The 24169-nt window shown below is 72.3% G+C and carries 28 protein-coding genes; 17 read left to right on the plus strand and 11 right to left on the minus strand.

The annotated features are described in order from the left end of the window. The first annotated feature begins 51 nt into the window (after nucleotides 1–51). Nucleotides 52–1158 carry a sensor histidine kinase gene (locus tag HD597_RS43060; RefSeq protein ID WP_253751291.1) on the plus strand — a complete coding sequence of 369 codons (1107 nt, stop codon included), beginning with the start codon at nucleotides 52–54 and terminating at the stop codon, nucleotides 1156–1158. Continuing rightward, complete coding sequence (locus HD597_RS43065; protein WP_185109860.1) at nucleotides 1155–1802, plus strand: response regulator; 648 nt, start codon at nucleotides 1155–1157, stop codon at nucleotides 1800–1802. The genes HD597_RS43060 and HD597_RS43065 overlap by 4 nt, the downstream gene beginning before the upstream one ends. Here HD597_RS43065 and HD597_RS43070 read toward each other — a convergent pair. Continuing rightward, the gene (locus HD597_RS43070; RefSeq protein ID WP_253751294.1) at nucleotides 1783–3282 is read right to left on the minus strand and encodes an FAD-dependent oxidoreductase; all 1500 of its coding nucleotides are present in this window, start codon (nucleotides 3280–3282) and stop codon (nucleotides 1783–1785) included. The genes HD597_RS43065 and HD597_RS43070 overlap by 20 nt on opposite strands. A 51-nt stretch (nucleotides 3283–3333) precedes the next feature. Between HD597_RS43070 and HD597_RS43075 the strand changes: the two genes are divergently transcribed. The 8 genes from HD597_RS43075 (at nucleotide 3334) to HD597_RS43110 (ending at nucleotide 8262) form a co-directional block, all read left to right on the plus strand. Next, on the plus strand, nucleotides 3334–3537 hold the full coding sequence (locus tag HD597_RS43075) for a hypothetical protein (protein ID WP_372513524.1): 204 nt from the start codon (nucleotides 3334–3336) through the stop codon (nucleotides 3535–3537). Between the two features lie 9 nt (nucleotides 3538–3546). Beyond that, nucleotides 3547–4002 (plus strand): Clp protease N-terminal domain-containing protein, encoded by a 456-nt coding sequence (locus HD597_RS43080; RefSeq protein WP_253751297.1) that lies wholly within the window; start codon nucleotides 3547–3549, stop codon nucleotides 4000–4002. A gap of 46 nt (nucleotides 4003–4048) precedes the next feature. Then, nucleotides 4049–4813: a class I SAM-dependent methyltransferase gene (locus tag HD597_RS43085; protein ID WP_253751301.1), complete on the plus strand. Its 765-nt coding sequence runs from the start codon at nucleotides 4049–4051 to the stop codon at nucleotides 4811–4813. Further along, nucleotides 4797–5168, plus strand: coding sequence for a VOC family protein (locus HD597_RS43090; RefSeq protein ID WP_253751304.1), 372 nt, complete (start codon nucleotides 4797–4799; stop codon nucleotides 5166–5168). Before HD597_RS43085 ends, HD597_RS43090 begins: the two co-directional genes overlap by 17 nt. Before the next feature lie 145 nt (nucleotides 5169–5313). Further along, the gene (locus tag HD597_RS43095) at nucleotides 5314–5619 is read left to right on the plus strand and encodes an SHOCT domain-containing protein (RefSeq protein ID WP_253751307.1); all 306 of its coding nucleotides are present in this window, start codon (nucleotides 5314–5316) and stop codon (nucleotides 5617–5619) included. A 92-nt stretch (nucleotides 5620–5711) separates the two neighbouring features. Next, nucleotides 5712–5912, plus strand: coding sequence for a hypothetical protein (locus HD597_RS43100; RefSeq protein WP_253751310.1), 201 nt, complete (start codon nucleotides 5712–5714; stop codon nucleotides 5910–5912). A gap of 2 nt (nucleotides 5913–5914) precedes the next feature. Then, nucleotides 5915–6820 (plus strand): urease accessory protein UreH domain-containing protein, encoded by a 906-nt coding sequence (locus HD597_RS43105; protein ID WP_253751312.1) that lies wholly within the window; start codon nucleotides 5915–5917, stop codon nucleotides 6818–6820. Nucleotides 6821–6873: 53 nt separating this feature from the next. Continuing rightward, a complete protein-coding gene (locus HD597_RS43110; RefSeq protein ID WP_253751315.1) occupies nucleotides 6874–8262 on the plus strand; it encodes a tetratricopeptide repeat protein in 1389 nt (462 codons plus the stop codon). Here the strand turns inward: HD597_RS43110 and HD597_RS43115 are convergent, their stop codons facing one another. From HD597_RS43115 to HD597_RS43125, 3 genes are read right to left on the minus strand one after another with little or no spacing between them, the layout of a single operon-like run. Continuing rightward, a complete protein-coding gene (locus HD597_RS43115; protein ID WP_253751318.1) occupies nucleotides 8263–8631 on the minus strand; it encodes a VOC family protein in 369 nt (122 codons plus the stop codon). It abuts the gene before it with no gap. 51 nt (nucleotides 8632–8682) lie between these two features. Further along, nucleotides 8683–9792: an alanine dehydrogenase gene (gene ald, locus HD597_RS43120; protein WP_253751321.1), complete on the minus strand. Its 1110-nt coding sequence runs from the start codon at nucleotides 9790–9792 to the stop codon at nucleotides 8683–8685. A 52-nt stretch (nucleotides 9793–9844) separates the two neighbouring features. Beyond that, nucleotides 9845–11227 (minus strand): aspartate aminotransferase family protein, encoded by a 1383-nt coding sequence (locus HD597_RS43125; RefSeq protein ID WP_253751340.1) that lies wholly within the window; start codon nucleotides 11225–11227, stop codon nucleotides 9845–9847. Between the two features lie 253 nt (nucleotides 11228–11480). Between HD597_RS43125 and HD597_RS43130 the strand changes: the two genes are divergently transcribed. After that, on the plus strand, nucleotides 11481–12836 hold the full coding sequence (locus HD597_RS43130) for a dipeptidase (protein ID WP_253751344.1): 1356 nt from the start codon (nucleotides 11481–11483) through the stop codon (nucleotides 12834–12836). 86 nt (nucleotides 12837–12922) lie between these two features. On the opposite strand, the gene HD597_RS43135 is transcribed toward HD597_RS43130, so the two are convergent. From HD597_RS43135 to HD597_RS43145, 3 genes are all read right to left on the minus strand, one after another. Then, nucleotides 12923–13459, minus strand: coding sequence for an RloB family protein (locus HD597_RS43135; protein WP_253751348.1), 537 nt, complete (start codon nucleotides 13457–13459; stop codon nucleotides 12923–12925). A gap of 80 nt (nucleotides 13460–13539) precedes the next feature. Continuing rightward, nucleotides 13540–14814: an AAA family ATPase gene (locus tag HD597_RS43140; RefSeq protein WP_253751351.1), complete on the minus strand. Its 1275-nt coding sequence runs from the start codon at nucleotides 14812–14814 to the stop codon at nucleotides 13540–13542. A gap of 172 nt (nucleotides 14815–14986) precedes the next feature. Continuing rightward, nucleotides 14987–15472 (minus strand): carboxymuconolactone decarboxylase family protein, encoded by a 486-nt coding sequence (locus HD597_RS43145; protein ID WP_253751354.1) that lies wholly within the window; start codon nucleotides 15470–15472, stop codon nucleotides 14987–14989. A gap of 257 nt (nucleotides 15473–15729) precedes the next feature. On the opposite strand from HD597_RS43145, the gene HD597_RS43150 reads away from it, so the two are divergent. From HD597_RS43150 to HD597_RS43160, 3 genes are all read left to right on the plus strand, one after another. Beyond that, nucleotides 15730–16653, plus strand: a complete 924-nt coding sequence (locus tag HD597_RS43150) for an RNA polymerase sigma-70 factor (RefSeq protein ID WP_372513644.1) — start codon at nucleotides 15730–15732, stop codon at nucleotides 16651–16653. A gap of 97 nt (nucleotides 16654–16750) precedes the next feature. Further along, nucleotides 16751–17851, plus strand: a complete 1101-nt coding sequence (locus HD597_RS43155; RefSeq protein WP_253751358.1) for a MerR family transcriptional regulator — start codon at nucleotides 16751–16753, stop codon at nucleotides 17849–17851. After that, on the plus strand, nucleotides 17848–19089 hold the full coding sequence (locus HD597_RS43160; RefSeq protein WP_253751361.1) for an MFS transporter: 1242 nt from the start codon (nucleotides 17848–17850) through the stop codon (nucleotides 19087–19089). Before HD597_RS43155 ends, HD597_RS43160 begins: the two co-directional genes overlap by 4 nt. A 37-nt stretch (nucleotides 19090–19126) precedes the next feature. Here the strand turns inward: HD597_RS43160 and HD597_RS43165 are convergent, their stop codons facing one another. Continuing rightward, nucleotides 19127–19930, minus strand: coding sequence for a class I SAM-dependent methyltransferase (locus tag HD597_RS43165; RefSeq protein WP_253751364.1), 804 nt, complete (start codon nucleotides 19928–19930; stop codon nucleotides 19127–19129). A 57-nt stretch (nucleotides 19931–19987) separates the two neighbouring features. Then, nucleotides 19988–20764 (minus strand): polyprenol monophosphomannose synthase, encoded by a 777-nt coding sequence (locus tag HD597_RS43170; RefSeq protein WP_253759709.1) that lies wholly within the window; start codon nucleotides 20762–20764, stop codon nucleotides 19988–19990. A 177-nt stretch (nucleotides 20765–20941) separates the two neighbouring features. On the opposite strand from HD597_RS43170, the gene HD597_RS43175 reads away from it, so the two are divergent. Both HD597_RS43175 and HD597_RS43180 read left to right on the plus strand, forming a co-directional pair. Then, nucleotides 20942–21541 (plus strand): RNA polymerase sigma factor, encoded by a 600-nt coding sequence (locus tag HD597_RS43175; protein ID WP_253751367.1) that lies wholly within the window; start codon nucleotides 20942–20944, stop codon nucleotides 21539–21541. Nucleotides 21542–21544: 3 nt separating this feature from the next. Further along, nucleotides 21545–22612 carry a CU044_5270 family protein gene (locus HD597_RS43180; protein WP_253751370.1) on the plus strand — a complete coding sequence of 356 codons (1068 nt, stop codon included), beginning with the start codon at nucleotides 21545–21547 and terminating at the stop codon, nucleotides 22610–22612. Between the two features lie 33 nt (nucleotides 22613–22645). Here HD597_RS43180 and HD597_RS43185 read toward each other — a convergent pair whose 3' ends face one another. Next, nucleotides 22646–23155, minus strand: coding sequence for a TetR/AcrR family transcriptional regulator (locus tag HD597_RS43185; protein WP_253751373.1), 510 nt, complete (start codon nucleotides 23153–23155; stop codon nucleotides 22646–22648). Nucleotides 23156–23488: 333 nt separating this feature from the next. Here HD597_RS43185 and HD597_RS43190 point away from each other — a divergent pair, with 333 nt between their 5' ends. Next, nucleotides 23489–23887 (plus strand): ester cyclase, encoded by a 399-nt coding sequence (locus tag HD597_RS43190; protein ID WP_253751376.1) that lies wholly within the window; start codon nucleotides 23489–23491, stop codon nucleotides 23885–23887. On the opposite strand, the gene HD597_RS43195 is transcribed toward HD597_RS43190, so the two are convergent. After that, nucleotides 23881–24162: a hypothetical protein gene (locus tag HD597_RS43195; RefSeq protein ID WP_253751379.1), complete on the minus strand. Its 282-nt coding sequence runs from the start codon at nucleotides 24160–24162 to the stop codon at nucleotides 23881–23883. The genes HD597_RS43190 and HD597_RS43195 overlap by 7 nt on opposite strands. Nucleotides 24163–24169 lie beyond the last annotated feature (7 nt).

Genomic DNA, 24169 nt, shown 5'->3' on the forward strand with positions numbered 1-24169 from the left:
CACACATAGGGATGATGCGCTGGTCAGGAGGGGTGATCTAGCGTGGGTGACGTGCGCAGGAAGTACGGGTTCGACCCCTATCTCGCCCTGATCGTGGCGGTCGCCCAGATGGTGATCGCCAAGGGCGCCTCCTGGGGGCAGCGGCTGGATCGGGAGCCGCTCGACCCCTACGCGTACACGCTGCTGCTGGTCGGCCCGCTCGCGGTGCTGCTGCACCGCCGCTTCCCGCTGCTCACGACCGCCGCCGCGCTGGCCGCCTGCGACCTGTTCCTGATCGGCGGGTACGCCTACGGCCCCACCTTCATCAGCCCCGGCGTCCTGCTGGTGCTCCTGGTGCTGCGCGGCAGGAGGCTGATGGCGTGGGTGATGGCCGGGATGACGCTGCTGTCGTTCCTCACCTACGCGTGGATGGTGGGCAACCGCGACCTGTTCCACAGCGTGTGGATCCTGACCTCCATCATGTTGCTCATGGTCGTGGCCGAGCTGGTCAGGACCGTCAGGGAGCGCAGGGCCGAGCGGGAGCGCACCGCCGAGGAGGAGGCCAGGCGGCAGGCCAGCGAGGAGCGGCTGACGATGGCGCAGGAGCTGCACGACGTGCTGGCGCACAACATCTCGCTCATCCACGTGCAGGCCTCGACCGCGCTGCACCTCATCGACGCCAATCCCGAGCAGGCCAGGACCGCCCTGGCCACGATCAAGACGGCCTCCAAGGAGGTGCTCGGCGAGATGCGCTCGGTGCTGAACGTGCTGCGCGAGGGTGCGCCCCGCTCCCCCACGGCCGGGCTCGACCGGCTCGACGAGCTGATCGAGCGCTGCGGGGTGGACGTCACGCTCAGACGCGCCGGCTCCCGGCCGCTGCCCCCGCAGGTGGAGCGGGCGGCGTACCGGATCGTCCAGGAGTCGCTCACGAACGCCGCCAGGCACGCGCCCGGGGCGGCGGTGAGCGTGCGCCTGGAGTACGGCGAGCGGGAGCTGACCCTGCGGATCAGCGACTCCGGAGCCGGCACCCCCGGCGCGCTGTCCGAGTCGGGCAGCGGCAACGGCATCCCCGGCATGCGCGAGCGGGCTTCCGCGCTTGGCGGCACGCTGGTCGCCGGGCCTTCCGGCACCGGCTTCGAGGTCGAGGCCCGGCTGCCCCTACCCGAGGAGACGTCATGATCAAGGTTCTGCTGGCGGACGACCAGGCGCTGGTCCGCGCGGGCTTCAAGGCGCTGCTCGACGCCCAGCCGGACATGACCGTGGTGGCCGAGGCGTCCGACGGCGCGCAGGCCGTCCGGCTGGCGGGCGAGCACCAGCCGGACGTCGTCCTCATGGACATCCGCATGCCGGGCACCGACGGCCTCACCGCCACCCGCCAGATGCCGCCGGGGCCGCACATCATCATCCTGACGACGTTCGAGCTGGACGAGTACGTCTTCGAGGCGCTGCGCGGCGGCGCCAGCGGCTTCCTGGTCAAGGACACCGAACCGGCCGAGCTGATCCAGGCGGTGCGGGTGGTGGCGGCCGGTGAGGCGCTGCTGTCGCCCAGCGTGACCCGCCGGCTGATCGCCGAGTACGCCTCCCGCGCCAAGGAGCCGGTCGCCGCCGACGGCCTAGACCAGCTCACCGAGCGCGAGCGCGAGGTGCTCGCCCTGGTCGGCACCGGGATGACGAACGACGAGATCGCGGCCAAGCTGTTCATGTCCCCGGCGACGGCGAAGACGCACGTGAGCCGGGCCATGATGAAGCTGCACGCCCGCGACCGCGCCCAGCTCGTCGTCATCGCCTACGAGTCGGGCCTGGTCAAGCCCGGCTGGTTGTGAGGCCCGCGCCGAACCACTCCTCGGCGGCCTCGGCCAGCCCGTCGGCGCCCGCCCAGGCCACGTAGCCGTCGGGGCGGATCAGCAGCGCGTCGGCGGGCGGGTCGTCGCAGCGGGCGCGCACCACGTCGATCCAGTCGCCGGCGACCCGCGCGCCGCCGCCGAGGTCGAGCAGCACGGGCCTGGCCGCGCGCATCAGCCCGGCCACCCGGACGCCGCCGGCCAGCTCCAGATCGGGCACGAACCGGCCGACCAGCGGGTGCTCCGGCGACCCGCCCGCGCCGGTCACCGGGCTCTCGGGCGACCCCTCCGCGCCGGTCAAGGGGCGCGCGGGCGGCCCGTACGCGAGGCCGGCGTCCTGCAGCAGCCCGGCCAGGTGCCGCGCCGGCTCCCGGAAGGCGAACACCTCGCCGAGCAGCTCGCGCAGCGCCCGCCCGTCCTCGCCCTCCACCCGGTCGATCGCGGCCTGCGCGCGCGTCTGCATGAGCGTGCGGGCCCCGATCGGGCGGCGCTCGGCCTCGTACGTGCCGAGCAGCCCCTCCGGCACGCGCCCCTGAAGGACGGCGGCCAGCTTCCAGGCGAGGTTGACCGCGTCCGTCATGCCCACGTTGAGCGCCGAGCCGCCCGCCGGGAACAGGTGAGCGGCGTCCCCCGCCACGAACACCCGCCCGGCCCGGTACCGCTCGGCCAGCCGGGCCTGGGCGACCGTGCTCGACAGCCAGATCGGCTCGCCGAGCGGGACGTCCCTGCCCAGCACGCGGCGCACGGCGGCGCGGAAGTCGTCCAGGGTGACGGGGCCGTCCGGCAGCGCGGCCGGCTCGCGCACGCCGGCGACGAGCACGCCGTCCTGCAGCGAGGTGAGCAGCACGCGGCCGTGCGGCGTGCGGTTCCAGCCCGGCTGGAGGCCGTCCGACTCCAGGCTGTCGAAGACCTTGATGTCGGCCCTGAAGTGGCCGATCACCAGCCCCTCCTCGTCCGTGGTGCCGGGGAAGCCGATCCCGGCCCACTCGCGTACGCGGCTGCGCGCGCCGTCGCAGCCGACGGCGTACCGGGCGCGCACCCGGGCGTCCCCGGCGACGAGCGTCACCCCTTCCTCGTCCTGCGCCAGCGAGGTGACCTCGCAGCCGCGCCTGATCTCGACGCCGAGCTCGCGGGCCCGCTCGGCCAGCAGCCGCTCCAGCCGGGGCTGCTGGATGAGCAGCAGCCGCAGCGGCATGTCGTCGATGCCCTCGAAGCTCAGCGGCACCCCGGCGAACGGGAAGCCCGCGGCCCGGCCCGAGAACGGGCTGCCCTCGCTGAAGCGCTCCAGCAGCCCCCGGTGGTCGAGCAGGTCCACGATCTGCCCGCCCAGTCCGTTGGCCTTGGGCAGCTCGCCCGGCTCGGCCCTCTTCTCCAGCACGACGGGGCGCACGCCGGCCAGGCTCAGCTCGCACGCGAGCATCAGCCCGACGGGGCCCGCCCCCACGATCAGCACATCTTCCATGCCTGTCAGGCTAGATTGACAAAAATCGAGCTGTCAAGCTAGCCTGACAACGTGGACGTTTCAGAGCTCACCGAGAGGATCCGCGCCGGCGACCCCGCGATGGGGCTGCGCGCGGTCGGGGCGCTGCACCGGCTCGCCGAGCAGGTCGAGGCGGTGTCCGTGGCGCTGGCCAGGGAGCAGGGCTGGACCTGGGAGCAGATCGGCGACGCGCTCGGCATGTCACGGCAGTCGGTGCACGCCAAATACGGGAAATGAGGGCTGACGATGTTCGGCAGGCAGAAGAGCCCGGTGGCGGTGATCATCAAGGCCGCCTTCGAGGAGGCCAGGCTGCGCGGCGACCGGCGGCTGGGCACCGAGCACATGCTGCTCGGCCTCCTGCACCACGGCGAGTCGGCACGGGCGCTCGGCGTCGACCTGGCCGCGGCCCGCGCGGCGTTGGAGGAGCTCGACCGGGCCGCGCTGCGCATGCTCGGGCTGGAGGTGGGCGAGCTGCCCGGCACGCCGCGCAAGCATCCGGCAGTGCCCGGCACCGCGCTGACCTCCAGCGCCAGGGCCGTGCTCAACGACGCCGTCAAGGCCACGAAGATGAAGACGCGTGACGCGGAGGCGCCCCGGCACCTGGTGCTCAACCTGCTGGCGCAGAAGCGGCCCGACCCCGTCGCGCAGCTCATCGACCAGCTCGGCATCGACCGCGCGGCCGTGCGCCACCGCATCGCCTGACCGAATGTGGTTGATCTGCGGGCCCGGCCGCTGACAAGGTCGGAGGATGCGGCGCACCTACGACGACCTGGTCCGCGAGGCCGCCACCGTTTCCGTCGCCGGCTGGGACTTCTCCTGGCTCGACGGCCGGGCCGGCGAGGAGCGGCCGTCCTGGGGTTACTCCCGGCTCCTGGGCGAGCGCATGGCCCGGGCGCGGGCCGCCCTCGACATCCAGACCGGCGGCGGCGAGCTCCTCGCCGGCCTGCCCACGCTGCCGCCGGTGACCGTGGCCACCGAGTCGTGGCCGCCCAACCTGCGGCTGGCCGCCTCCCGGCTGCGCCCGCGCGGCGCCCGGGTGGTGCACGACGACGAGGAGCCGCGCCTGCCGTTCGCCGGCGCGGCCTTCGACCTGGTGAGCAGCCGCCATCCCGTGCGGACGTGGTGGGCGGAGATCGCCCGCGTGCTGCGGCCCGGCGGCTCCTACTTCTCGCAGCAGGTCGGCCCGTGGAGCGGGTACGAGCTGTCGGAGTACTTCCTCGGGCCGCACGAGGGCGGTCACCGCGACCCCGCGCGCGCCAGGGCCGAGGCCGAGGCGGCCGGGCTGGAGGTCGTGGATCTGCGGTCCGCGCGGTTGCGGATGGAGTTCCGCGACATCGGCGCGGTGATCTACTTCCTGCGGAAGGTGATCTGGATCGTGCCCGGGTTCTCGGTCGAGCGTTTCCCTGACGAGCTGCGCTCGCTGCACGAGCGGATCGAGACGGAGGGGCCGTTCGTGGCGCACTCCGCCCGGTTCCTGATCGAGGCGAGGAAGCCCGATGGCCCGGCTGCGTGACGTGGTGGTCGACTGCCGGCACCCGGCCTCGCTGGCCCGGTTCTGGGCGGCGGCGCTCGACGGGTACGCCGTGGCGCCGTACGACGAGGGCGAGCTGGCCCGCCTGCGCGAGCTGGGCGTCGAGGGCCCGGAGGACGACCCGACCGTGCTCGTCGAGGGCGGCCCCGTGCGGCTGTGGTTCCAGCGGGTGCCGGAACGCAAGATCGTCAAGAACCGGCTGCATCTCGACCTCCGGGCCGACGACCTCGACTCGGAGATCGACCGGCTGGTGGACCTGGGGGCCGAGCTGCTGGAGACGCACGACGACTGGGTCGTGCTGATCGACCCGGAGGGCAACGAGTTCTGCCTGGCCTGACGGCGACGCGCCGGCGCCCTACCCCCGCCGTCGTACGGCGGGCCCGCCCGAAGCACTCCCCCGGGCGCAGCGCGAGCAGGGCCCGCCGTCCGATTCGCCGCGCGGCTCCTCCGGCGACCCTGGAGGCACACGTCAAGGAGGAGACATGAACACTCTGATCATGGCGGGCCCGCACTGGGGCGCCGCCGGCGGCATATCCCCGATCTTCCCGATCGCCTGGGCCCTGCTCTGGGCCGGCTTCATCGCACTGGCCGTGGTGAGCTGGCGGAGGGGCTGGTGGGGGCCGCGCCGGGCGCACGCCGCGTCCGCCGCCGCGCCCGCCTCGCCGACCGCGCCCGCCTCGCCGACCGCGTCCGCCGAGCAGATCCTCGCCGAGCGCTACGCTCGCGGCGAGATGACCGATGACGAGTACTTCGAAAGGTTGTCTGTGCTCAGGGGCGGCTCGTCCTAAACGTCACTATCAGTGCGACAACTGTCACTGGCCGCACCCAAGGGGTCGCGTTACCTTGCGAGTAACCGGCCCGAGTGAGAGTGAGGACGAGGATGCGGTCCATCGCCAAGTTCTGCGGCCAGTGCAGTTGCGGATGCCCCGAGCTGTTCGTCGACGAGACGGCTCCCGCCGAGCGCCAGGTCGTCATCGTGGACGACTTCGGGCAGCGCGTCGAGATGAGCCTCGACCAGCTCGGCTCCATCGTCGAGGCCGCCAAGAGCGGCACGCTCGACGACCTGGCGCTCGCCCGCTGACCGTGCAGACCCTCACCCTGCTGGCCGGCGGGGTGGCCGCCGGGCTGCTCGCGGGGACCGCCACGTGCACGGCGGCGCAGGGCGGGCTGCTGATCGGCCTTGCCGACAACAGGGCCGGCAACAGGGCCGACGGCCGCGGGCGGCGCGATCCGGCGCTGGTCGGCTGGTTCCTGGCGGGCCGGCTGGCCTCCTACACCGCGGCTGGGGCGCTGCTCGGGCTGCTCGGCTCGGCCGTCAGCCTGCCGCCGCAGGCCAGGGCGGTGCTGCTGGTCGTGGCCGGGGTCACGGTCGTCGGCTTCGCTCTCCGGCTCATGCGCCGTCCGGGCTGCTCGGCGCCCGGACCGCCGGCCCCGTCCCGGTTCAGGGCGCCGCTGCTGGGCGCGGCCACCATCCTGGTGCCCTGCGGCGTGACGCTCGGCGTCGAGATGGTCGCCGTCTCCAGCGGCTCGCCGCTGGCGGGCGCGGCCGCCATGGCGGGGTTCGTGCTCGGCACCGCGCCCGCGTTCGCGCTGCTCGGGTACGTGCTGCGGCGCGTCTCCCGGACCCGGCTGGCCCGGTGGGCCGCGATCGTGGCCGTGGGTGCCGGGCTCTGGACCGCCGGGGCCGGCGTCAGCCTCGGCGGCTGGCTCGCCCAGGCCGAGGCGCCCGCCGCGTCGGGGCCGGGAGCGGCGACGGTCACCGTGTGGGCCACCCGCGACGGCTACCGGCCCGCCATCGTGACGGCCAGGGCCGGAGTGCCCGTCGAGGTGGTCTTCGAGCTGGTGGACCGGGGGTGCACCGACACCGTCTCGATCGGCGGGCGCGACGTCGCGCTCCCCGCCACCGTACGGCTGCCGCCGCAGCCGGCGGGCTCGCTGCGCTACGTCTGCGGCATGGGCATGTACTCAGGTCTCATCCACTTCTCGTAGAGGCTTCGGCGATTACTGTTCGCGATCGGGCGATCACGTGCCAGTCTGTCGCCATGTCCTGGCAAGGAGAGGTGGGGCTGCCGTCCGTACCGGCGCCGCGAGTGGGAGACGAGCCCGAGCTGATGGCCGCGGCGCTGGCGGGCGACGCCCAGGCCGCGCACCGGCTCGGCAAGCTCTTCGCCCAGCACGGCGACCGCGCGGCCGCCCGCCACTGGTGGGAGCGCGCCGCCGCGGGCGGCAGCGTGGACAGCGCCTACAACCTGGGCATCTGGCACGAGAAACACGGCAGCCTGGAGGACGCCGTCACCTGGTACGAGGCCGCCGCCAGCACCGGCGACGCCGAGGCCGCCACGAACCTGGCCCTGCTGCTGCTGGAGCAGCGCGGCGACGTCGGGGCGGCCAGGGTGTGGTTCGAGAGCGCGGCCACGGCCGGGTCCAGGACGGCCGCCCGCCGGCTGGCGCTGATGTGCGAGGACGCGGGCGAGCTGGGCGTGGCCCGCGAGTGGCATCGCAGGGCGGCCGAGGGCGGTGACGCGGCCTCCGCGCACGACCTGGGGTTCCTGGCGTACTGCGCGGGCCAGGGCGCCGAGGCCGTGCACTGGTGGGAGTGCGCGGCCAGGGGCGGGCACGCCGACTCCGCGTACTGCCTGGGCCTCTACCTGCACGCCGGCCGCGACCCGGAGGGCGCCGAGGCGTACTACCGGCTGGCGGCCAGGAGCGAGCATCCCGGCGCCGCCTCGCGGCTCGGCGGCGTGGCGCTGTCCAGGGGCGACCTGCGGGCCGCGCGGGCCTGGTTCGAGCAGGCCGCGAACGCCGGCCGGGCCTACGACCAGCGGATGGCCGGGTTCGTCTGCGTGGAGCTGGACGACACCGCGGCGGCCAGCCACTGGTTCGGGCGGGCGGCGGCCGGCGGCGACGCCGAGTCGGCCTTCAACTACGGGCTGCTGCTCATCGCCGAGTTCGGCGACCTGGCGGGTGGCCGGCACTGGTTCAGGCAGGCGGCGCGGGCCGGGCACCACCGGGCCGCCGTCGAGCTGGGCGGGCTGCTGTCGGTGGCAGGGGAGCACGGGGAGGCGCAGGAGTGGCTGGCCGACCCGCCGCCGCCCTCCTCCTGGGCCCGCCCCGCCGAGCCGGAGCTGACCGCCCGCGCCGAGCTGGCCGCGGCGGCCACCCGGCGCAGGGACGGGGCCGAGCTGGAGGTGGCGGACCTGGCCGAGGTGCTGTCCACGTGGGACCTGATGACCAGGCCGCTGCACGACCATTCGGACGTGCTGGCGTGGCTGGTGGAGCGGAGCGGGGCGCACGCCAGCGCGGTCGAGCACCTGGCGTCGGTACGCGGGGCGCTGGTGCGGCCTGGCAGCGCGCCCTGGCCGAGCCCCGGCGAGCTCCAGCACGTGCTGGTGACGGCCCGCGACCTGCGCTGGCGGCTCGGCATCCGCTGACTAGCGCTGCCCCAGGTGGAACAGGTGACCGTCGTCGTCGGTGAAGACGGCCGACCACCCCCACGGCTGCCGGCTGGGCGGCTGCGTGAACTCGACGCCGCGGGCGGCCAGCTCCTGGTGCGTCTTGACGATGTCGTCGGCGTGGAACATGACGTAGTTCGGCATGTCCTTGACCAGCGCCGGCCAGTCGGGGCCGGCCTTGGCGACGACCAGGCGGGTGCCCCCGGCGGGCGGCTGCACCTCGATCCAGCGGTGCTCGCCGTACGGCATGTCGCGCACGATCTCGAAGCCCATCTTGCGGCTCCAGAAGTCCACCGCGCGCTGCTGGTCCTCGACGTAGACGGTGACCTGGCTGATGCCGAGCGTCATCGCTCCTCCTCGGGTCATGGGGGCACGACCGGGCCGCGCCCCCTCACCCCATCACACCACCTCGGTCACCGGCGTGTACGGCAGGCCGAGCGCCTCGGCGACCGGCTCGTTCGTGAGCTTGCCGCCGTGCGTGTTGAGCCCGCCCGCCAGGCCGGCGTCGGACTTGACCGCGTCCCGCCAGCCCAGGTTGGCCAGCTTCACCGCGTACGGGAGGGTCGCGTTGGTCAGGGCGTAGGTGGAGGTGTTGGCCACGGAGCCCGGCATGTTCGCCACGCAGTAGAAGACCGACTCGTGCACCTTGTACGTCGGCTCGGCGTGCGTGGTCGGGCGCGAGTCCTCGAAGCAGCCGCCCTGGTCGATGGCGATGTCGACGAGCACGGAGCCCGGCTTCATGCGCGCGACCAGGTCGTTGGAGACCAGCGTCGGAGCCTTGGCGCCGGGGATCAGCACCGCGCCGATCACCAGGTCGGCCCTCAGGACCTCCTGCTCGATCGCGTACGCGGTGGACACCAGCGTCTTGAGCCGCCCCTGGTAGACGGCGTCGATGGAGCGCAGGCGGTCGATGTTGGTGTCGAGGACGGTGACGTCGGCGCCCATGCCGACGGCGATCTGCGCCGCGTTCAGCCCGGAGACGCCGCCGCCGATCACGACCACCTTCGCCGGGGCCACGCCAGGCACGCCGCCGGGCAGGACGCCCCGGCCGCCGTTGAAGCGCATCAGGTTGTAGGCGCCCACCTGCGGCGCCAGGCGGCCGGCCACCTCGGACATCGGGGCGAGCAGCGGCAGCGCGTGGCCCACCTGCACGGTCTCGTACGCGATGGCGGTGGTCCTGGCGCCGAGCAGCGCGTCGGTGCAGGGCCGGGAGGCGGCCAGGTGCAGGTACGTGAACAGCACCAGCCCCTCGCGCAGCCGGTGGTACTCCTCGGCGATCGGCTCCTTCACCTTGAGCACCATGTCGGCCTCGGCCCAGACGGCGTCGGCACTGTCGATGATCTTGGCGCCGGCCGCGAGGTACTCCTCGTCCGTGATCTGCGAGCCCAGGCCCGCGCCCCGCTGTACGGTGACGTCGTGCCCGTTGCGCACCAGCTCGTGCACGCCTGCCGGGGTGACGGCGACGCGATACTCGTGGTTCTTGACCTCGGCTGGAACGCCGATCTTCATGGCGGTGGATCCTTTCGGGAACCGGCACTCCGTCGTACCGGATTGAGGGGTGTCAGAGCTGAGCCCAGGCTTCGGTGAGCACGCCGCGGAGGATCTCTCCGATCTCGTCGAACTCCTTCTGCCCGGCGATCAGCGGTGGGGCGAGCTGGATGACGGGGTCGCCGCGGTCGTCCGCGCGGCAGTAGAGGCCGGCGTCGAACAGCGCCTTCGACAGGAAGCCGCGCAGCAGCCGCTCGGACTCGTCGGCTGAGAACGTCTCCTTGGTGGCCTTGTCCTTGACCAGTTCGATGCCCCAGAAGTAGCCGGAGCCCCGCACGTCGCCGACGATCGGCAGGTCGCGCAGGTCGTCGAGGGTCTGCCTGAAGCGCGGCTCGTTCGCCGTCACGTGGCCGAGCAGGTCCTCGCGCTCGAAGATGTCGAGGTTGGCCAGCGCCACGGCGGCGGAGACGGGGTGGCCGCCGAACGTGTAACCGTGGGCGAACATCGTGTCGCCCCCCTTGAACGGCTCGAACAGCCGCTCGTGCGCGATCATCGCTCCGATCGGCGAGTAACCGCTGGTCATACCCTTGGCGCAGGTGATGATGTCCGGCACGTAGTCGAACTTCTGGCCGCCGAACATGGTGCCCAGCCGGCCGAAGGCGCAGATGACCTCGTCGGAGACGAGCAGGACGTCGTACTCGTCGCAGATCTCGCGCAGCCGCTGGAAGTAGCCGGGGGGCGGCGGGAAGCAGCCGCCCGCGTTCTGGACCGGCTCGGCGAAGACGGCGGCCACCGTGTCGGGGCCCTCCATCTCGATGGCGCGGGCCACCCGCTCGGCGGCCCAGAAGCCGTACTCCTCGGGCGTCATGCCGCTCACGCCGGTGATCTCGTCGGCGCGGTAGTGGTTGGTGTTGGGCACCCGGACCGAGCCCGGCACCAGCGGCTCGAACATCTGCTTGAACGCCGGGATGCCGGTGATCGACAGGGCGCCCTGCGGGGTGCCGTGGTAGGCGATCTGGCGGCTGATGACCTTGTGCTTGAGCGGCTTGCCGACGAGCTTGTAGTACTGCTTGGCCAGCTTCCAGGCGGTCTCGACCGCCTCACCGCCGCCCGTGGTGAAGAAGACGCGGTTCAGCTCGCCGGGAGTGTGGGCGGCCAGGCGCTGGGCCAGCTCGGCCGCCTTCGGGTGGGCGTAGGACCACAGCGGGAAGAACGCCAGCTCCTGCGCCTGCTTGGCGGCGGCCTCGGCCAGCTCGTGCCGCCCGTGGCCCACCTGGACCACGAACAGGCCGGCCAGACCGTCGAGGTAGCGCTTGCCGTGGATGTCGTAGACGTAGGACCCCTCACCGCGCACGATGGTCGGGATCTCGGACTGCTGGTACGCGCTGTGCCTGGTGAAGTGCAACCACAGGTTGTCCTGCGCGGCCTTGAGGACGTCGTGTTCCGGCTGCGTCATGGTTATCTTCCCTCGTGTCTGAACTAGCCACAGTCTGACGCTTCACCTGCGGGTTTGCCAAGCGAATCGGTCGCAGCACTATGCAAGAAAATCGGGATCCGCAGAAGCGGTATGTAACAACAACGAAATCCGCAGGTAGATTAGCGCGCGGGTCAAGGCCGCCCCATCATCTCGTTTCCGCAGCACAGGGCCGGTTGTGATCCAATGGACGAATCGCTGTGAATAGGTGAAGAACGACCCCGGGGGACCCTCCGTGACTCCAGACCAGATCGAGAGCGCCGTCGCTGCCGCGATGCCACAGGCCGTCGAGGAGCTGAAGCGGCTCGCCGCCATCCCCTCCGTGGCCTTCCCCGGGCACCCGGAAGAGCCCGTGTTCGCCGCCGCCGCCATGACCGAGGAGCTGCTGCGCTCCACCGGCCTGCCGCGCGTGCAGCAGGTGGCCGTCGAGGGCAGCTTCCCGGCCGTCTTCGGCGAGGCCCCAGCGCCTCCCGGCATGCCCACGGTGCTCCTGTACGCGCACTACGACGTGCAGCCGGCGGGGGACCCGGCCACGTGGCGGACGCCGCCGTTCGAGCCGACGCTCATCGACGGCCGCCTCTACGGGCGCGGCACCGCCGACGACAAGTCCGGCATCATCTCCCACGTCACCGCCCTGCGCACCTTCCAGGGCCGGTTCCCCGTGGGCATCAAGGTCATCATCGAGGGCCAGGAGGAGTACGCCGGCGACCGGCTGGAGGCGTTCGTCGAGCGCAACCCCGACCTGCTGCGCGCCGACGCCATCGTCGTGGCCGACACGGGCAACCCGCGCGTCGGCGACCCGTCCGTCACCACGTCGCTGCGCGGCATGGCCGCCTTCACCATCGAGGTGCGCACCCTGAAGGAGGCCCTGCACAGCGGCTCCTTCGGCGGCGCCGCCCCCGACGCGCTGGCCGCGCTCATGCGCATGCTGACCTCGCTGCACGACGACAACGGCGACATCCGCGTCCCCGGCCTGCCCCGCGGCTCGTTCCTCGGCCAGGGCCCGTCGGAGGAGGAGTTCAGGCGGACGGCCGGCGTGCTCGACGGGGTGTCGCTGGTCGGCTCCGGCTCCCTCGCCGACCGGCTGTGGTCCTCCTTCGCCATCACCGTCACGGGCCTGGACGTGCCCACGGTGTCGGGCGCGGTCAACGCGGTCCAGCCCACGGCCCGCGCCCGCGTCACCGTCCGCGTCCCCCCGGCCGGCGACCCCAAGACGACGGTCAACGCGGTCGTGGAGTTCCTACGCCAGGTGGCGCCGTGGGGCGTGCAGGTGGCGTTCGGCGACTTCACGGTCGGCTCCGGCTACCAGGCCGACTCGGGCGGCAAGGCCCGCGCCGCCCTCAACCGCGCCATGGAGCGCGCCTTCGGCCGCCCGCCGCGCGACGTCGGCGCCGGCGGCTCGATCCCGCTGGTCAACACGCTGCTCCGGCAGTTCCCCGCGGCCGAGATCCTGCTGTTCGGGGCGGAGGACGAGGAGGCGGCGATCCACGCGCCGAACGAGCGTGTAGACCTGGAGGAGCTCCGGCGGGTCGCCACCACGGAGGCCCTCTTCCTCCAGGAGCTCAGCCTCCCCTCAGCCCTCGGCGTCTAGCCCGCCCACCCGTTACCCGGTCACGGGGTGGGCCGTGGGAGCCCGCCCCGAAGGGGCTTCGCCGGGAGCCTCGACGAACCACCCCGTCAAAAAGGCTGAATCGCCGCCAGCAGATCGCCCATGGCGGACGACGGATTGTCGTCGGGACACGCGCTCTCGTGCCGGCCGTGCCGTTCGGCCAGCAGAAACGCCCGCCGGACCGCCTCATGCCGTCGCGACATGTACTGCTCGGGATCGATGCGCTTCCCCACGCGCCCGTCGAGCTTGCGGCTCCTGCTCTCGGCCTCCTTGGTGCCTATGAAGGCCGTCTGGTCCTCGAAGTGCAGGATCAGCCACAGCTCGAAGCACGGGTTGGAGATGGCGAGGCGAATCCCGTGCTCCTGCGCCAACCGGATTGCCTGCTTCAGGTTCGGGTGGTTCTTGGGCCACTCGACGTCGAACACGCACCAGCACTGGTCGACCTCGTCATCGCGGTTCCGCTCGACCGCGCGCTTCACCAGGGTCAGCGGCACTCCCTGCCCGGAGTCGATCTCGACGTTGATCGCGGTGTTGGCGCGGATCTCCGGCAGACGCTTCAAGGCGTTGATGTAGTCGGGCTCGGATGCCTCGCCCTCACAGAACACGACGATGGTCGTGCGCTCTGGGCGACTCGCCGTCCTGCGGCGGAGGTCTTTCGCCTTGGTCCTCCGTGGTGCCATCCCGATCAGCCGATCAGCCCGAGAGCCCGCAGCAGCTCTGTTCGATCGACATCGGGCAGCGCGCCGAACCGTCCATGCAGATATGCCTTCTCCAGGTTCTGCGACTTCCGCACCCGCTCACCGGCGAACTCCGCCAGCGCGCCGAGCCGGGTCACTCCGTCCTCGGCCTTCTCTGTCAGCCAGACCTCATCCCGGTTGAGGTGATTGAGCAGGCTGGTGTCGTGGGAGGTGAAGACCAACTGCGCGCCCTTCGGATTGGTGACCGGGTCGTGGAACAATCTGAGCAGTTGCGCGGAGAGCGTCGGGTGCAGGCTTGCGTCCAGTTCGTCGAACAGCAGCAGCGAGCCGGCCTTGAGCGCCGCCAGCACGGGGCCGATGAGGTGGAACCACGTGCGAGTCCCCTCCGACTCCGCGTCGAAGTCGAGCGGCGCCGTCCCCTGGGCCGTGCGATGCACGAGGCGGATCCTGCGCTGTGTTCGCGCCCCTTCCGGATGGGCGACCTCGTACTGATCGATCAGCACGTCGTCGATACCCAGATCCGCCGCCCGGAGCAGAGCCAGCGCCTGGGCACGATCTGCTTGGAAGGGCCTGCTGACATCCTCCATGCCCGGCAGTGACAACTGGTCGCCAGCTGGTCCTTCTTCGAACCAGCGCATGGTCGAGCGTGTCGTGCGATATTGCGGGCCTCGCGGGCGGCGCGCGGACAGGCCGAGAGTCTGGGCGGCGAGCAGGTAGTCCGCAAAACCGGAGACAACAGGCTGGTCGAATCGTCGCGCGATCGACAGCGCCAGTGTGCGAGGGGTCAGCAACTCACGCGTGCCGGACAGGTTGCCCAGGCCGCGCTGGAGCTTGAACTGGCTTCCTTCCCGTTCGAAGATCCGCCGCCGCTTCTTCTCCGGGTAATGGAACAGGGCCTCATAACGCACCGCCTGGCGATCGAGCTCCACCATGTACTCGAACCGCACACCGGAGATGACGCACTCGACGGTGAACTCCGACAGGCGCCCCGGTCCGTCGGCGAACGCGAACGGCTCAACCGGGATCTCGTCGTCCCACATGCGCAGGGACTCGCGTACGGCCATGCGTAGCCAGGTGATGGCGGCGATGACGTTGGACTTGCCGGAGGCGTTCGGTCCGAAGATCGCCGCGATCGGCAGCAGGCTCTCGCCGAGGTTGGGCGCCGGCCGCGCCTCGGTCCGGTCCCGATCGACAGCCACCATCGACAGCTCGACCGCATCGAGCATCGAGCGGAAGTTCGCCACCTCGAACCGGATCAGCACGGCATCACCTTCCAGCACTCAGGCGGCAATCATAGGCCTCGATCCGTCGAAGATAGGCGAAGAACCGCCTTTGTTTGCATCTTCGCCGTAGACACAGACCGAATTCCTCATTCTCCAGGGTGCGGCCCGGCCCTGGATCGGGATAATCCTAGGCCGGATCACGCCCGCCGATTCAGCTCGTCACGCGGCTGAACATCCCCGGCTCGTAGGAACCCCCCTGGTTACGCGTGATCACATTGAGCCGGTTGGCCGCGTTGATCATCGCGATCAGGGCGATCAGCCCGGAGATCTGGTCGTCGTCGTAGTGCTTGCGGACCTGCTCCCAGGTCTCGTCCGACACGCCGAGGTGGGCGTCGGCGAGGCGCGTGCCCTCCTCGGTGAGTGCCAGCGCGGCCCGTTCGGCCTCCGTGAACACGGTGGTCTCGCGCCAGACGGCGACCAGGTTGAGGCGGACGGCGCTCTCGCCGTCCGCCGCGGCGTCCTTGGTGTGGGCGTCGAGGCAGAAGCCGCAGCCGTTGATCTGGCTGGCGCGGATCATCACCAGGTGTTGCGTGGGCTTGGGCAGCGACGACTCCTCGATGGCGGTGCTGACGTTGTAGATCCGCTTGAGGATCTTGGCGCCGATCTCGTTGGCGAACAGGTTGAAGCGGGGTTCCATGGGATCGTCCTCACTGGTCGGCCTGCGTGCCGTGCGGGGCGTTCCGCGCGGCGTCCTGACGACATGGAGATGCCGGCCGGCCGGCCCCTGTGACAGGGCGGTTCTGTGAGGTATGCCACCGTGAGCGGGTGTCACGAAGCGGCGAGAACCGGCGTCTCGTGTGCGGGACGTCGAATCGGATCAGGCAGGAGATGGCCATGGGTGAGCCCACCGAGCAGGCACGAGGCGCGGCCGAGCCGTCCGCCGGTGAAGCCCGCATGGATGGCGGGCGCATGGACGGCGGCCACGATCACGACGGGCGCCTGGACCCCGCCACCGAGGCGTTCGTGGCGCACCGCAGCCTGCTGTTCACCGTCGCCTACGAGATGCTCGGCTCGGCCGCCGACGCCGAGGACGTGCTGCAGGAGACCTGGATGCGGTGGGTGGGGGTCGAGCTCGGGGAGGTGCGGGACCAGCGGGCGTACCTGGTGCGGATCACCACCCGGCAGGCGCTGACCAGGCTGCGGACGCTCGGGCGGCGCAAGGAGTCCTACGTGGGCCCCTGGCTGCCGGAGCCGCTGCTGACCGCGCCGGACGTGGCCGAGGACGTGGAGCTGGCCGAGAGCGTGTCGATGGCGATGCTGCTGGTGCTGGAGACGCTCACGCCGACCGAGCGGGCGGTGTTCGTCCTGCGCGAGGTGTTCGGCCTGGACTACGACGAGATCGCCGAGGCCGTGGACAAGAGCACGGTCGCGGTCCGGCAGATCGCGCACCGGGCTCGGGCGCATGTGGCGGCGCGGCGGCCACGCGGTGTCACCTCGCCCGCCGAGTCGCGTGACGCGCTGGCGGCGTTCCAGCGGGCGGTCGAGACGGGTGATCTGCAGGGGCTGTTCGACATCCTCGCGCCGGACGTCGTCCTGCTGAGCGACGGTGGCGGGGTCGTGCAGGCCCTGCCGCACCCCGTCGTGGGGGCCGACAAGGTGGCTCGGGTGATGGAGGCCGGCCTGCCCAGGCTCGGGGGTCAGGTGTCGCTCGCGCCGGTGCAGGTCAACGGGTGCCCCGCGCTGATCGTCCGGATCGACGGGGAGATCGACAACGTGCTGGCGGTGCGGATCGACGACGGGCTGGTCACCGGGCTCTACTTCGTGCGCAACCCCGAGAAGCTGGCGCGGGTGCAGCGGGAGACGCCGGTCAGCCGCTGAGCGGGCGGTCTGCTTCCGGGGCCGGCGTTGACCTTGCCCCTGGGTGAAGCCGCACCATCGTCCGTACCGGTCGTGGTGGCCGGGGCGAGGAGGAGTGGTGCGGCTGCTGACGATCGGGGCGTTCGCCCGGGCGGCGCGGTTGTCGCCGAAGGCGTTGCGGCTCTATGACGAGCTGGGGTTGCTGCGGCCCGCCGCGGTGGACGGGGAGTCCGGGTACCGGTTCTACGATCCGGCGCAACTGGAGCGGGCCCGGCTGATCGCCTGGCTGCGGCGGCTGGGCATGCCACTGGCGCGGATCCGGCGGGTGTGCGACCTGCCGGCGGGCGCGGCGGCCGGCGAGATCGCCGCCTACTGGGAGCAGGTGCTGGCGGAGACCGCCGCCCGCGGGGAGCTGGCCACCTTCCTCGTCGACTATCTGTCGGGAAGGGGCAGCACCGTGGAGGAGACGGCGACCCTGCTGGGGATCCGCTACGCCGCCCGGTCGGAGTCGGGGCTGGGGCGCACGAGCAACGAGGACACCGCGTACGCCGGCCCGCGCCTGCTGGCGGTGGCCGACGGGGTGCGGGGGTCGAGCGGCGACCTGGCCAGCGCGGCGGCCGTCGAGGCGCTCAAGCCGCTGGAGACCATGACCGTCCCGGCCGAGGACCTGCTCGGCGCGCTGGCCGACGCCGTCGGGGACGCCGATCGGGCCATCGGGGAGATCGCCGCGTCGGCGCCGTCGGGTGAGGCCGTCACCACGCTGACGGCGCTGCTGTGGTCGGGCTCCCGGCTGGCGCTGGTGCACATCGGTGACACCCGGGCGTATCTCGTGCGTGACGGGGAGCTGTTCCAGATCACCCACGATCACACGTACGTGCAGGGGCTGGTCGACGAGGGACGGCTGACGGCGGAGGAGGCGGCCTCGCACCCGCGGCGTGCGCTGCTCGCGCGGGCGCTGACCGGCACGGGCGGCGTCCGGCCGCAACTGGCGCTGCACGACGCGGTGGCCGGTGACCGGTACCTGCTCTGCTCCGACGGGCTGTCCGCCGTCGTGCCCGCGGGGGCGCTGCGCGAGGTGCTGACCGGGGACGGCGCTCCCCAGGAGGTGCTCGACGAACTGGTCGAGCGGGCGTACGCCGCCGGAGCGCCCGACAACGTCGCCTGCGTGGTCGCCGACGTCGAGAGCCTGGAGACGCCGCCCTCGGGGGCCGGGGAGTGATCGCCTCGCTCGGGGCGTACACCGTCGATCGCCGCCCGCTGGCCGTCCCGGCCTTCCGGCGGCTGTGGGCGGCCTCGGCCGTGGGTGCGGTGGGGGGTTCGTTCGGCGTGGTGGCCGTCCCGGCGCAGCTGTTCGCCGTGAGCGGGTCATCGGTGGTCGTGGGGGCTGCGGGGGCGGTGTCGTTCGTGGCGCTGGTCGTGGCGTCGTTGTGGAGCGGCGCGCTGGCCGACGTGCGGGACCGGCGAGTGGTGCTGCTGACCGCGCACTGCGGCCTCGCGGCGACGTACGCGGCCCTGTGGGGGCAGGCGGTCCTGGGCGTGGGCTCCGTCCCTCTCCTGATGGTGCTGGTCGCCTGCCAGGGCCTGTCCCTGGGGGCGATCATGACGACGATGGGCGCCGCGGTGCCGCGGCTGGTGCCGCCCGAGCTCCTGCCGGCGGCGAACAGCCTCGGCTCGCTGACCCGTTACGCCGGCTCGATCGTCGGGCCGGTGCTGGCCGGCGTCCTGATCCCGGTGGTCGGGCTCGGCACGCTGTACCTCTTCGACGCCGTCGCCCTCCTGGCCGTCGTGTGGGCGGTCGTCAGGCTGCCGTCGCTGCCACCGCAGCGAGGCCCCCGCGAACGCCTGGCCGGCCTCCGGTACCTGGCGGCCAGCCGGCTGCTGGTGGCGGTGCTCCTGGTGGACCTGGCGGCGATGGTGTTCGGCATGCCGGTCGCCCTGTTCCCCGAGCTCGCCCGGTACACCTTCGGCGGGCCCGCGGGTGGCGGCCCCGAGCTGGGGCTGCTGTACGCCGCCTACCCGGCCGGGGTCGTCGCGGCCGGGCTGCTGTCAGGCACGTTCACCCGCGCCCGCCGCCACGGCACCCTCATGGCGGGGGCCGCCGCGGCGTGGGGGCTGACCGTCGTGCTGCTCGGGCTGGCCGCGCAGCTCTGGCTCGCCCTGGTGGCGCTCGTCCTCGGCGGCGCGGTGAACTTCGTGCTCAGCACGTTCCGCAACGCCATCACCCAGGCGCACACTCCCGACGCGCTACGCGGCCGGATCCAGGGATCGCTCACCGTCGTCCTGTTCGGCGGGCCGCACCTGGCGAACCTGCTGCACGGGGCCGCCACCTCGGTCCTCGACCACCGGGTGGTCATCTGCGCCGGCGGCCTGCTCACCGCCGTGACCGTGGCGGCCGTCACCTGGGCGGTTCCTGAGCTGCGGCGGCTCGGGCCGGTGGCCGACGGAGATGCCAGATGATCAGGGCCGGGGTGTCCTCGTAGGCGGCGGCCGCCGCCTACGGGCAGCGCTGCTGGGCGAGCGGGCCGCCGTGACCGCCGGGCACCCTGCCGCAGCGGGGCTCGTGGCAGCTCACGATCTCCAGGCCCGCCTCATGGGCGGCGTTGATGTAGTCGCCGGCCAGGAAGCGGCTGGCCGGCATGGCACGTACGCCGTCGCTGCCCGCCACCGTCGGCACCCCTCCCAGGTAGAGCAGGAGCGGGTGGATGTCCGACAGCACCACGTGGCCGCCCGGCCGTACGACCCTGGCGAACTCCGCCAGCGCCGGCCCCAGAGCGGGCTGGTGGGTGAGCGCCAGCGCGCAGACCACGACGTCGAAGCTGCCGGGCCCGGCCGGGAGGTCGTGCAGATCGGCCTGGTGGAACTCGCCGCCGGGGATCTTGGCCTTGGCCCGGGCGAGCATCTCGGGGGACGTGTCCACGCCGACGACCTCGTGCCCGAGACCCGCCAGGAACGCGGCGTGGCGCCCCGTGCCGCAGGCGGCGTCCAGGGCCCGGCTCCCCGGCGGGAGCGCGGACAGGATGCGGCGCACCAGCGGCTCCTCGGCCGCGATCAGCGGGTTGTCGTCGGAGTCGTAGTGCCCGGCCCACTGCGCGTACCCCTCCTCGGTGGTGGCGTGGCCGGCTGTGGCGCCCGCGCTGCGCGTCAGGCCGGGGTCGGTGACCAGGCTGCGGATCTCGGCGATACGCCGCTCGACGTAGGCGGCGTCGCCCAGGTCGCCCGCCTGCGTGCGCAGCAGCGCGACTCCTTCCAGGCCCAGGAGGAAGGCCAGGGGGGTGAAGGTAGGACGGCATGCCGCCACCCTAGGAACGTGTTGTGCCGGCCCGCGACCCTATTTCTCCCGCGCCCCGGCACGCTGTCACCGACGCCGCTGCCTGCCGAACCGGAGGGCGAACGGGGTCAGCATCGACTCCACCTGCACCGAGAAGCTGATCTTGCTGGAGCCGGCGTTGCGCTCCTCGAAGTGGATCGGCATCTCGACGATCGCCCGGCCCAGCCGCTTGCAGCGGTAGTTCATCTCGACCTGGAAGCTGTAGCCGTCGCTGCGGATCGCGTTCAGGTCGATGCCTTCGAGCACGTCCCGGTGCCAGATCTTGAAGCCGCCCGTGGGGTCGCGCACGGACAGGTGGAGGATCGTGTTGACGTACAGGCCGGCGAACCGGCTCAGCAGCCGCCGGTGCCAGCCCCACTGTGTGGACAGGGAGCCGCCCACGACGTACCGGCTGCCGATCACCACCCCGGCCCGCGTGGCGAGGATCGTGCCGAGCAGGTGCGGGATGTACTCGGGGCGGTGACTCAGGTCGCCGTCCATCTGCACCACGTACTCGTCGCCGCGCCCCAGGGCCTCCTGCATCCCGGCGATGTGGGCGCGCCCGATGCCCTCCTTGACCTTGCGGTGCAGCACCACCATGCGGTCGGGGCGTTCCTCGTTCGCCTGCTTGGCGAGGTCGTCGGCGAGCGCGCCGGTGCCGTCGGGCGAGTCGTCGTCGGCGATGACCAGCCGCAGGTTGGGCAGGCCGAGCGCGAGGATCCGCTCCGTCAGCTCGCCGAGGTTGCCTGCCTCGTTGTACGTCGGCACCACGACCGCGACGCGCGCCTCCCGCCAGGGTGACGGCAGCGACCAGGCTCCTTCGATCACAACGCTCTCCTTGTCCGGGCACGGTGGCTCCCACACCCTACGGGGCCGCATGATCGCCCGCCGCCCTGATCGGCTCAGCGAGAGGCCACCGGCCTCGGCGAAAATTCATGGAACCGCCGTCCCCGCCCGCGGCAATTACTCATGTCATGACGGCAAGCATCCGAGAGGCAACACATGCGACACGAGAGCCGGGCGGACCTCTCGCCCCGGCCCGGCGTGGGCACCAGCGACGATCCGCCACCGCGACCGGGCCCCGAGCGGTTCGCCGGGCTGTTCGTCGATCACGCCCCCGAGCTCAAGCGGTACGTGGTGCGCCGCCTGGGCCTGGAGCCGGCCGACGACATCGTGGCCGAGACGTTCGCCGTGGCCCTGCAGCGGCTGGAGTCGTACGACGGGCGGCGCGGTGACGAGCGCGCCTGGTTGTACGGCATCGCCACCAACCTCATCGGCCGGCACCGCCGCCGCGAGATCGGCCTGTACAAGGCGCTGAGCCGTACGGGGGCCGACGCGGTGATCGAGCCGTTCACGGACGAGGTGGAGCAGCGGGTGGTGGCGGACGGGGCGCGCAGGCGGCTGGCGAAGGCGCTGGCCGGGCTGTCGCGCAAGCACCGGGACACGTTGCTGCTGGTGACGTGGGCGGAGCTGACGTACGAGGAGGCCGCGGTGGCGCTGGGCGTGCCCGTGGGCACCGTGCGGTCGCGCGTGAACCGGGCGCGGAGCAGCCTGCGCCGGATGCTGGCCGGAATCGATCCAACCGTCGCGGACGAGGGATGATTGATGGTGAACGAGATCGAGCTCCTCAGGGAGATGCGCAGCGAGGTCCCGGAGGGGCTGAGCGTGGCGGAGGTGGAGCGCAGGCTGGCCGAGCGAACGGCCGGGAACGCGCCGCACGGCCGGCCGCGCCGCCGGCCGCGGTTGCGGCTGGGGTTGAGCGCGGCGGGCGCGTGCCTGCTGGCCGTCGCGGCCGTGGCCGTCCTGCGGCCCCAGCAGGAGGCGGCGGTACGGCCGCACCCGGCCGTGGCGGCCCAGCCCAGCGGTACGGCTCAGCCCAGCGGTGCGGCTCAGCCCAGCGGTGCGACGCGGACCGGCGGCCCCCCGCAGACCGGCACTGGCCCGCAGACCGGCACTGGCCCGCAGACCGGCGGCGCCACGGAGGCCGGCGGCGGGGCTCGGCCAAGTGGCGCGGTGACGGTGCTGGAGCAGGCGGCGCTGGTCGCCGCTCGCGGCCCCGCGCGGCGGATCCGCCCGGACCAGTGGTTCTACCTCAAGGAATCGCAGCACATGGGCGGCGACCTGCCGACGTTCGAGTCCTGGGGCCGGATGGACGGGCAGAGGTCGGCGATCAAGGAGGAGGGCGGCGAGCTCAAGCTGGGCAGGGAGAAGGGTCCGACGCACGTCGGCCGTACGCAGCAGGAGGTGGAGGCGCTGCCCTCGGACCCGGACGCGCTGCTCGCGCACTTCCGTGGTCTCGACCGGGAGCTTCATCCCCTGTCGATCTGCCAGCCCTCCTGCCGGCCGGAGGTGGCGGACGACGTCAAGGTGTTCGGGGCGATCGGGTGGTACATGAAGTACGGGCCCGTGATCCCGCCGGACACGGTGGCGGGGATGTACCGGGCGCTGGCCAAGCTCCCGCACGTGTCGATCGAGCAGGGCGCCACGGACGCGGCCGGCCGCGCGGGGGTGGGCGTGGTGCTCGACGCCGGTGACGGCGTCAGGGCGTACTACATCCTCGACCCGGACGACTACCACTACATGGGCGTGAAGGTGGTGGACGGTGATGGCGGGGCCGTGGGGTTGTCGGTGCTGGGGGCCGGGATCGTGGACAAGGCGGGCGACATGCCCTGATCACGCTCCACCAGCGGACGGGACGTCCCCTGCCTATGGGCCCCAGTTCACGAGTGACAGCAGGCGTTCGGCCTGGCGGCGGTCCTCCGCGGCCACGGTGATGCCTTTGACCAGGGTGAGCAGGTCCCGTACGTCCAGGTCGGCCCGTACGGCTTCGACCCGTACGGCATCCGCCAGCAGGGACGAGGCGGCGGCGAGCATCGCGCGGTGCCAGTCGGCGACCTGCGCGGTGTCGGCCAGGGCCAGGTCGCGCTTGCCCTCGACGTGGTCCATGAACAGGCGCAGCCACTCGTGCAGCGCCTCCCGCGGCGAGCCCGCCTCCTCGCGCAGCGTCTCGGCGCTTGAGCAGAGCTGGCTCACCTCGTCGGCGTAGACGGCGAGCAGCAGGTCGGAGCGGGTGGGGAAATGCCGGTACAGAGTGGCGTTCCCGATCCCGGCCCGGCGGGCGACGTCATCGAGCGGCGCGTCGGCGCCGCGCTCCGCGAACACCTGAGCCGCCGCGGCCACGAGCAGGTCACGGTTCCGCTGTGCGTCCGCTCGCATCTCTCTCCTTGCCGACTGAGGCTTGGCCACCAAAGACCTTGCCCACCGAAACCCTGCCGGAGCAAGATCTTGCCCGCCGAAGCCCCTGCCAGCACAAGGCCTTACCCGCCGAAGCCCTGCCAGAGCCCGCGGAAGCCCTGCCAGAGCCCGCGGAAGCCCTGCCAGAGCAAGACCTTGGCCGCCGAAGCCCTGACAGCGCAAGGCCGTACCCACCGAAGCCCTGACAAAGCGCGGGCTTGCCAGCGCAGGCCTTGCTAAGTGGGGAGCTCCCCGTTTAGAGTAACCGAACCTGAGAAACGGGGAGCTCCCCACTTAGCCGGAGGAGGCGCAACGATGATTGCTGGAGAGGTGCATCGGAGGGTCGTGGAGCTGTACCCACAGGTGCTCGCGACCGGTCGGATGGACGAGGCCCTGGCCCTCGTCGACCCCGGCGTGATCGACCACAGGGGCGGCACGGAGGGCGACCACCACGGCCTGGAGGCATGGCGGGAGAAGTGGGAGCGGGCAATATTGGGCGAGACCGGCTTCCACGACGTGTCGGTCGAGATAGAACGAAACGTGTCGGACGGCGAGCTGTCGTCCAACGTGTATCTCAGCCGCGGCACCCACACGGCGACAGGCCGGACGTACGAGGTGCGGGGCATGGACATGGTCCGCGTCCGGGACGGCAGGATCGTCGAGCACTGGGCCATCAGCGACGCGGTCGCCATGCGCCACCAACTCGGTCAGTAACGCGCGACCAGGCGCAGGCCCAGCTCGATCAGGAGCCAGCCGAGGCGCCGCTCCCACGTACGGACCTCAGCGCGAGGCCGAAGGCCCAGGGACCGGCGGCCTGTCAGGCGGTGATCGGTAAGGCGGTGATCGGTCAAACGGTGGCCGGCCAGGCGGCGGCCGGTCAGGCGGTGATGCGCCAGGTAGTGGCTCGCCAGGCGATGGCGGCCCGCCTCCGCCTCCAGCTCACGGGCTCGGGCCCGCTCGGCGTACAGATACAGGTCGGGATGCAGCATGAGTGTC

This window comes from Nonomuraea thailandensis, assembly GCF_024172165.1.
Taxonomy (GTDB): domain Bacteria; phylum Actinomycetota; class Actinomycetes; order Streptosporangiales; family Streptosporangiaceae; genus Nonomuraea; species Nonomuraea thailandensis.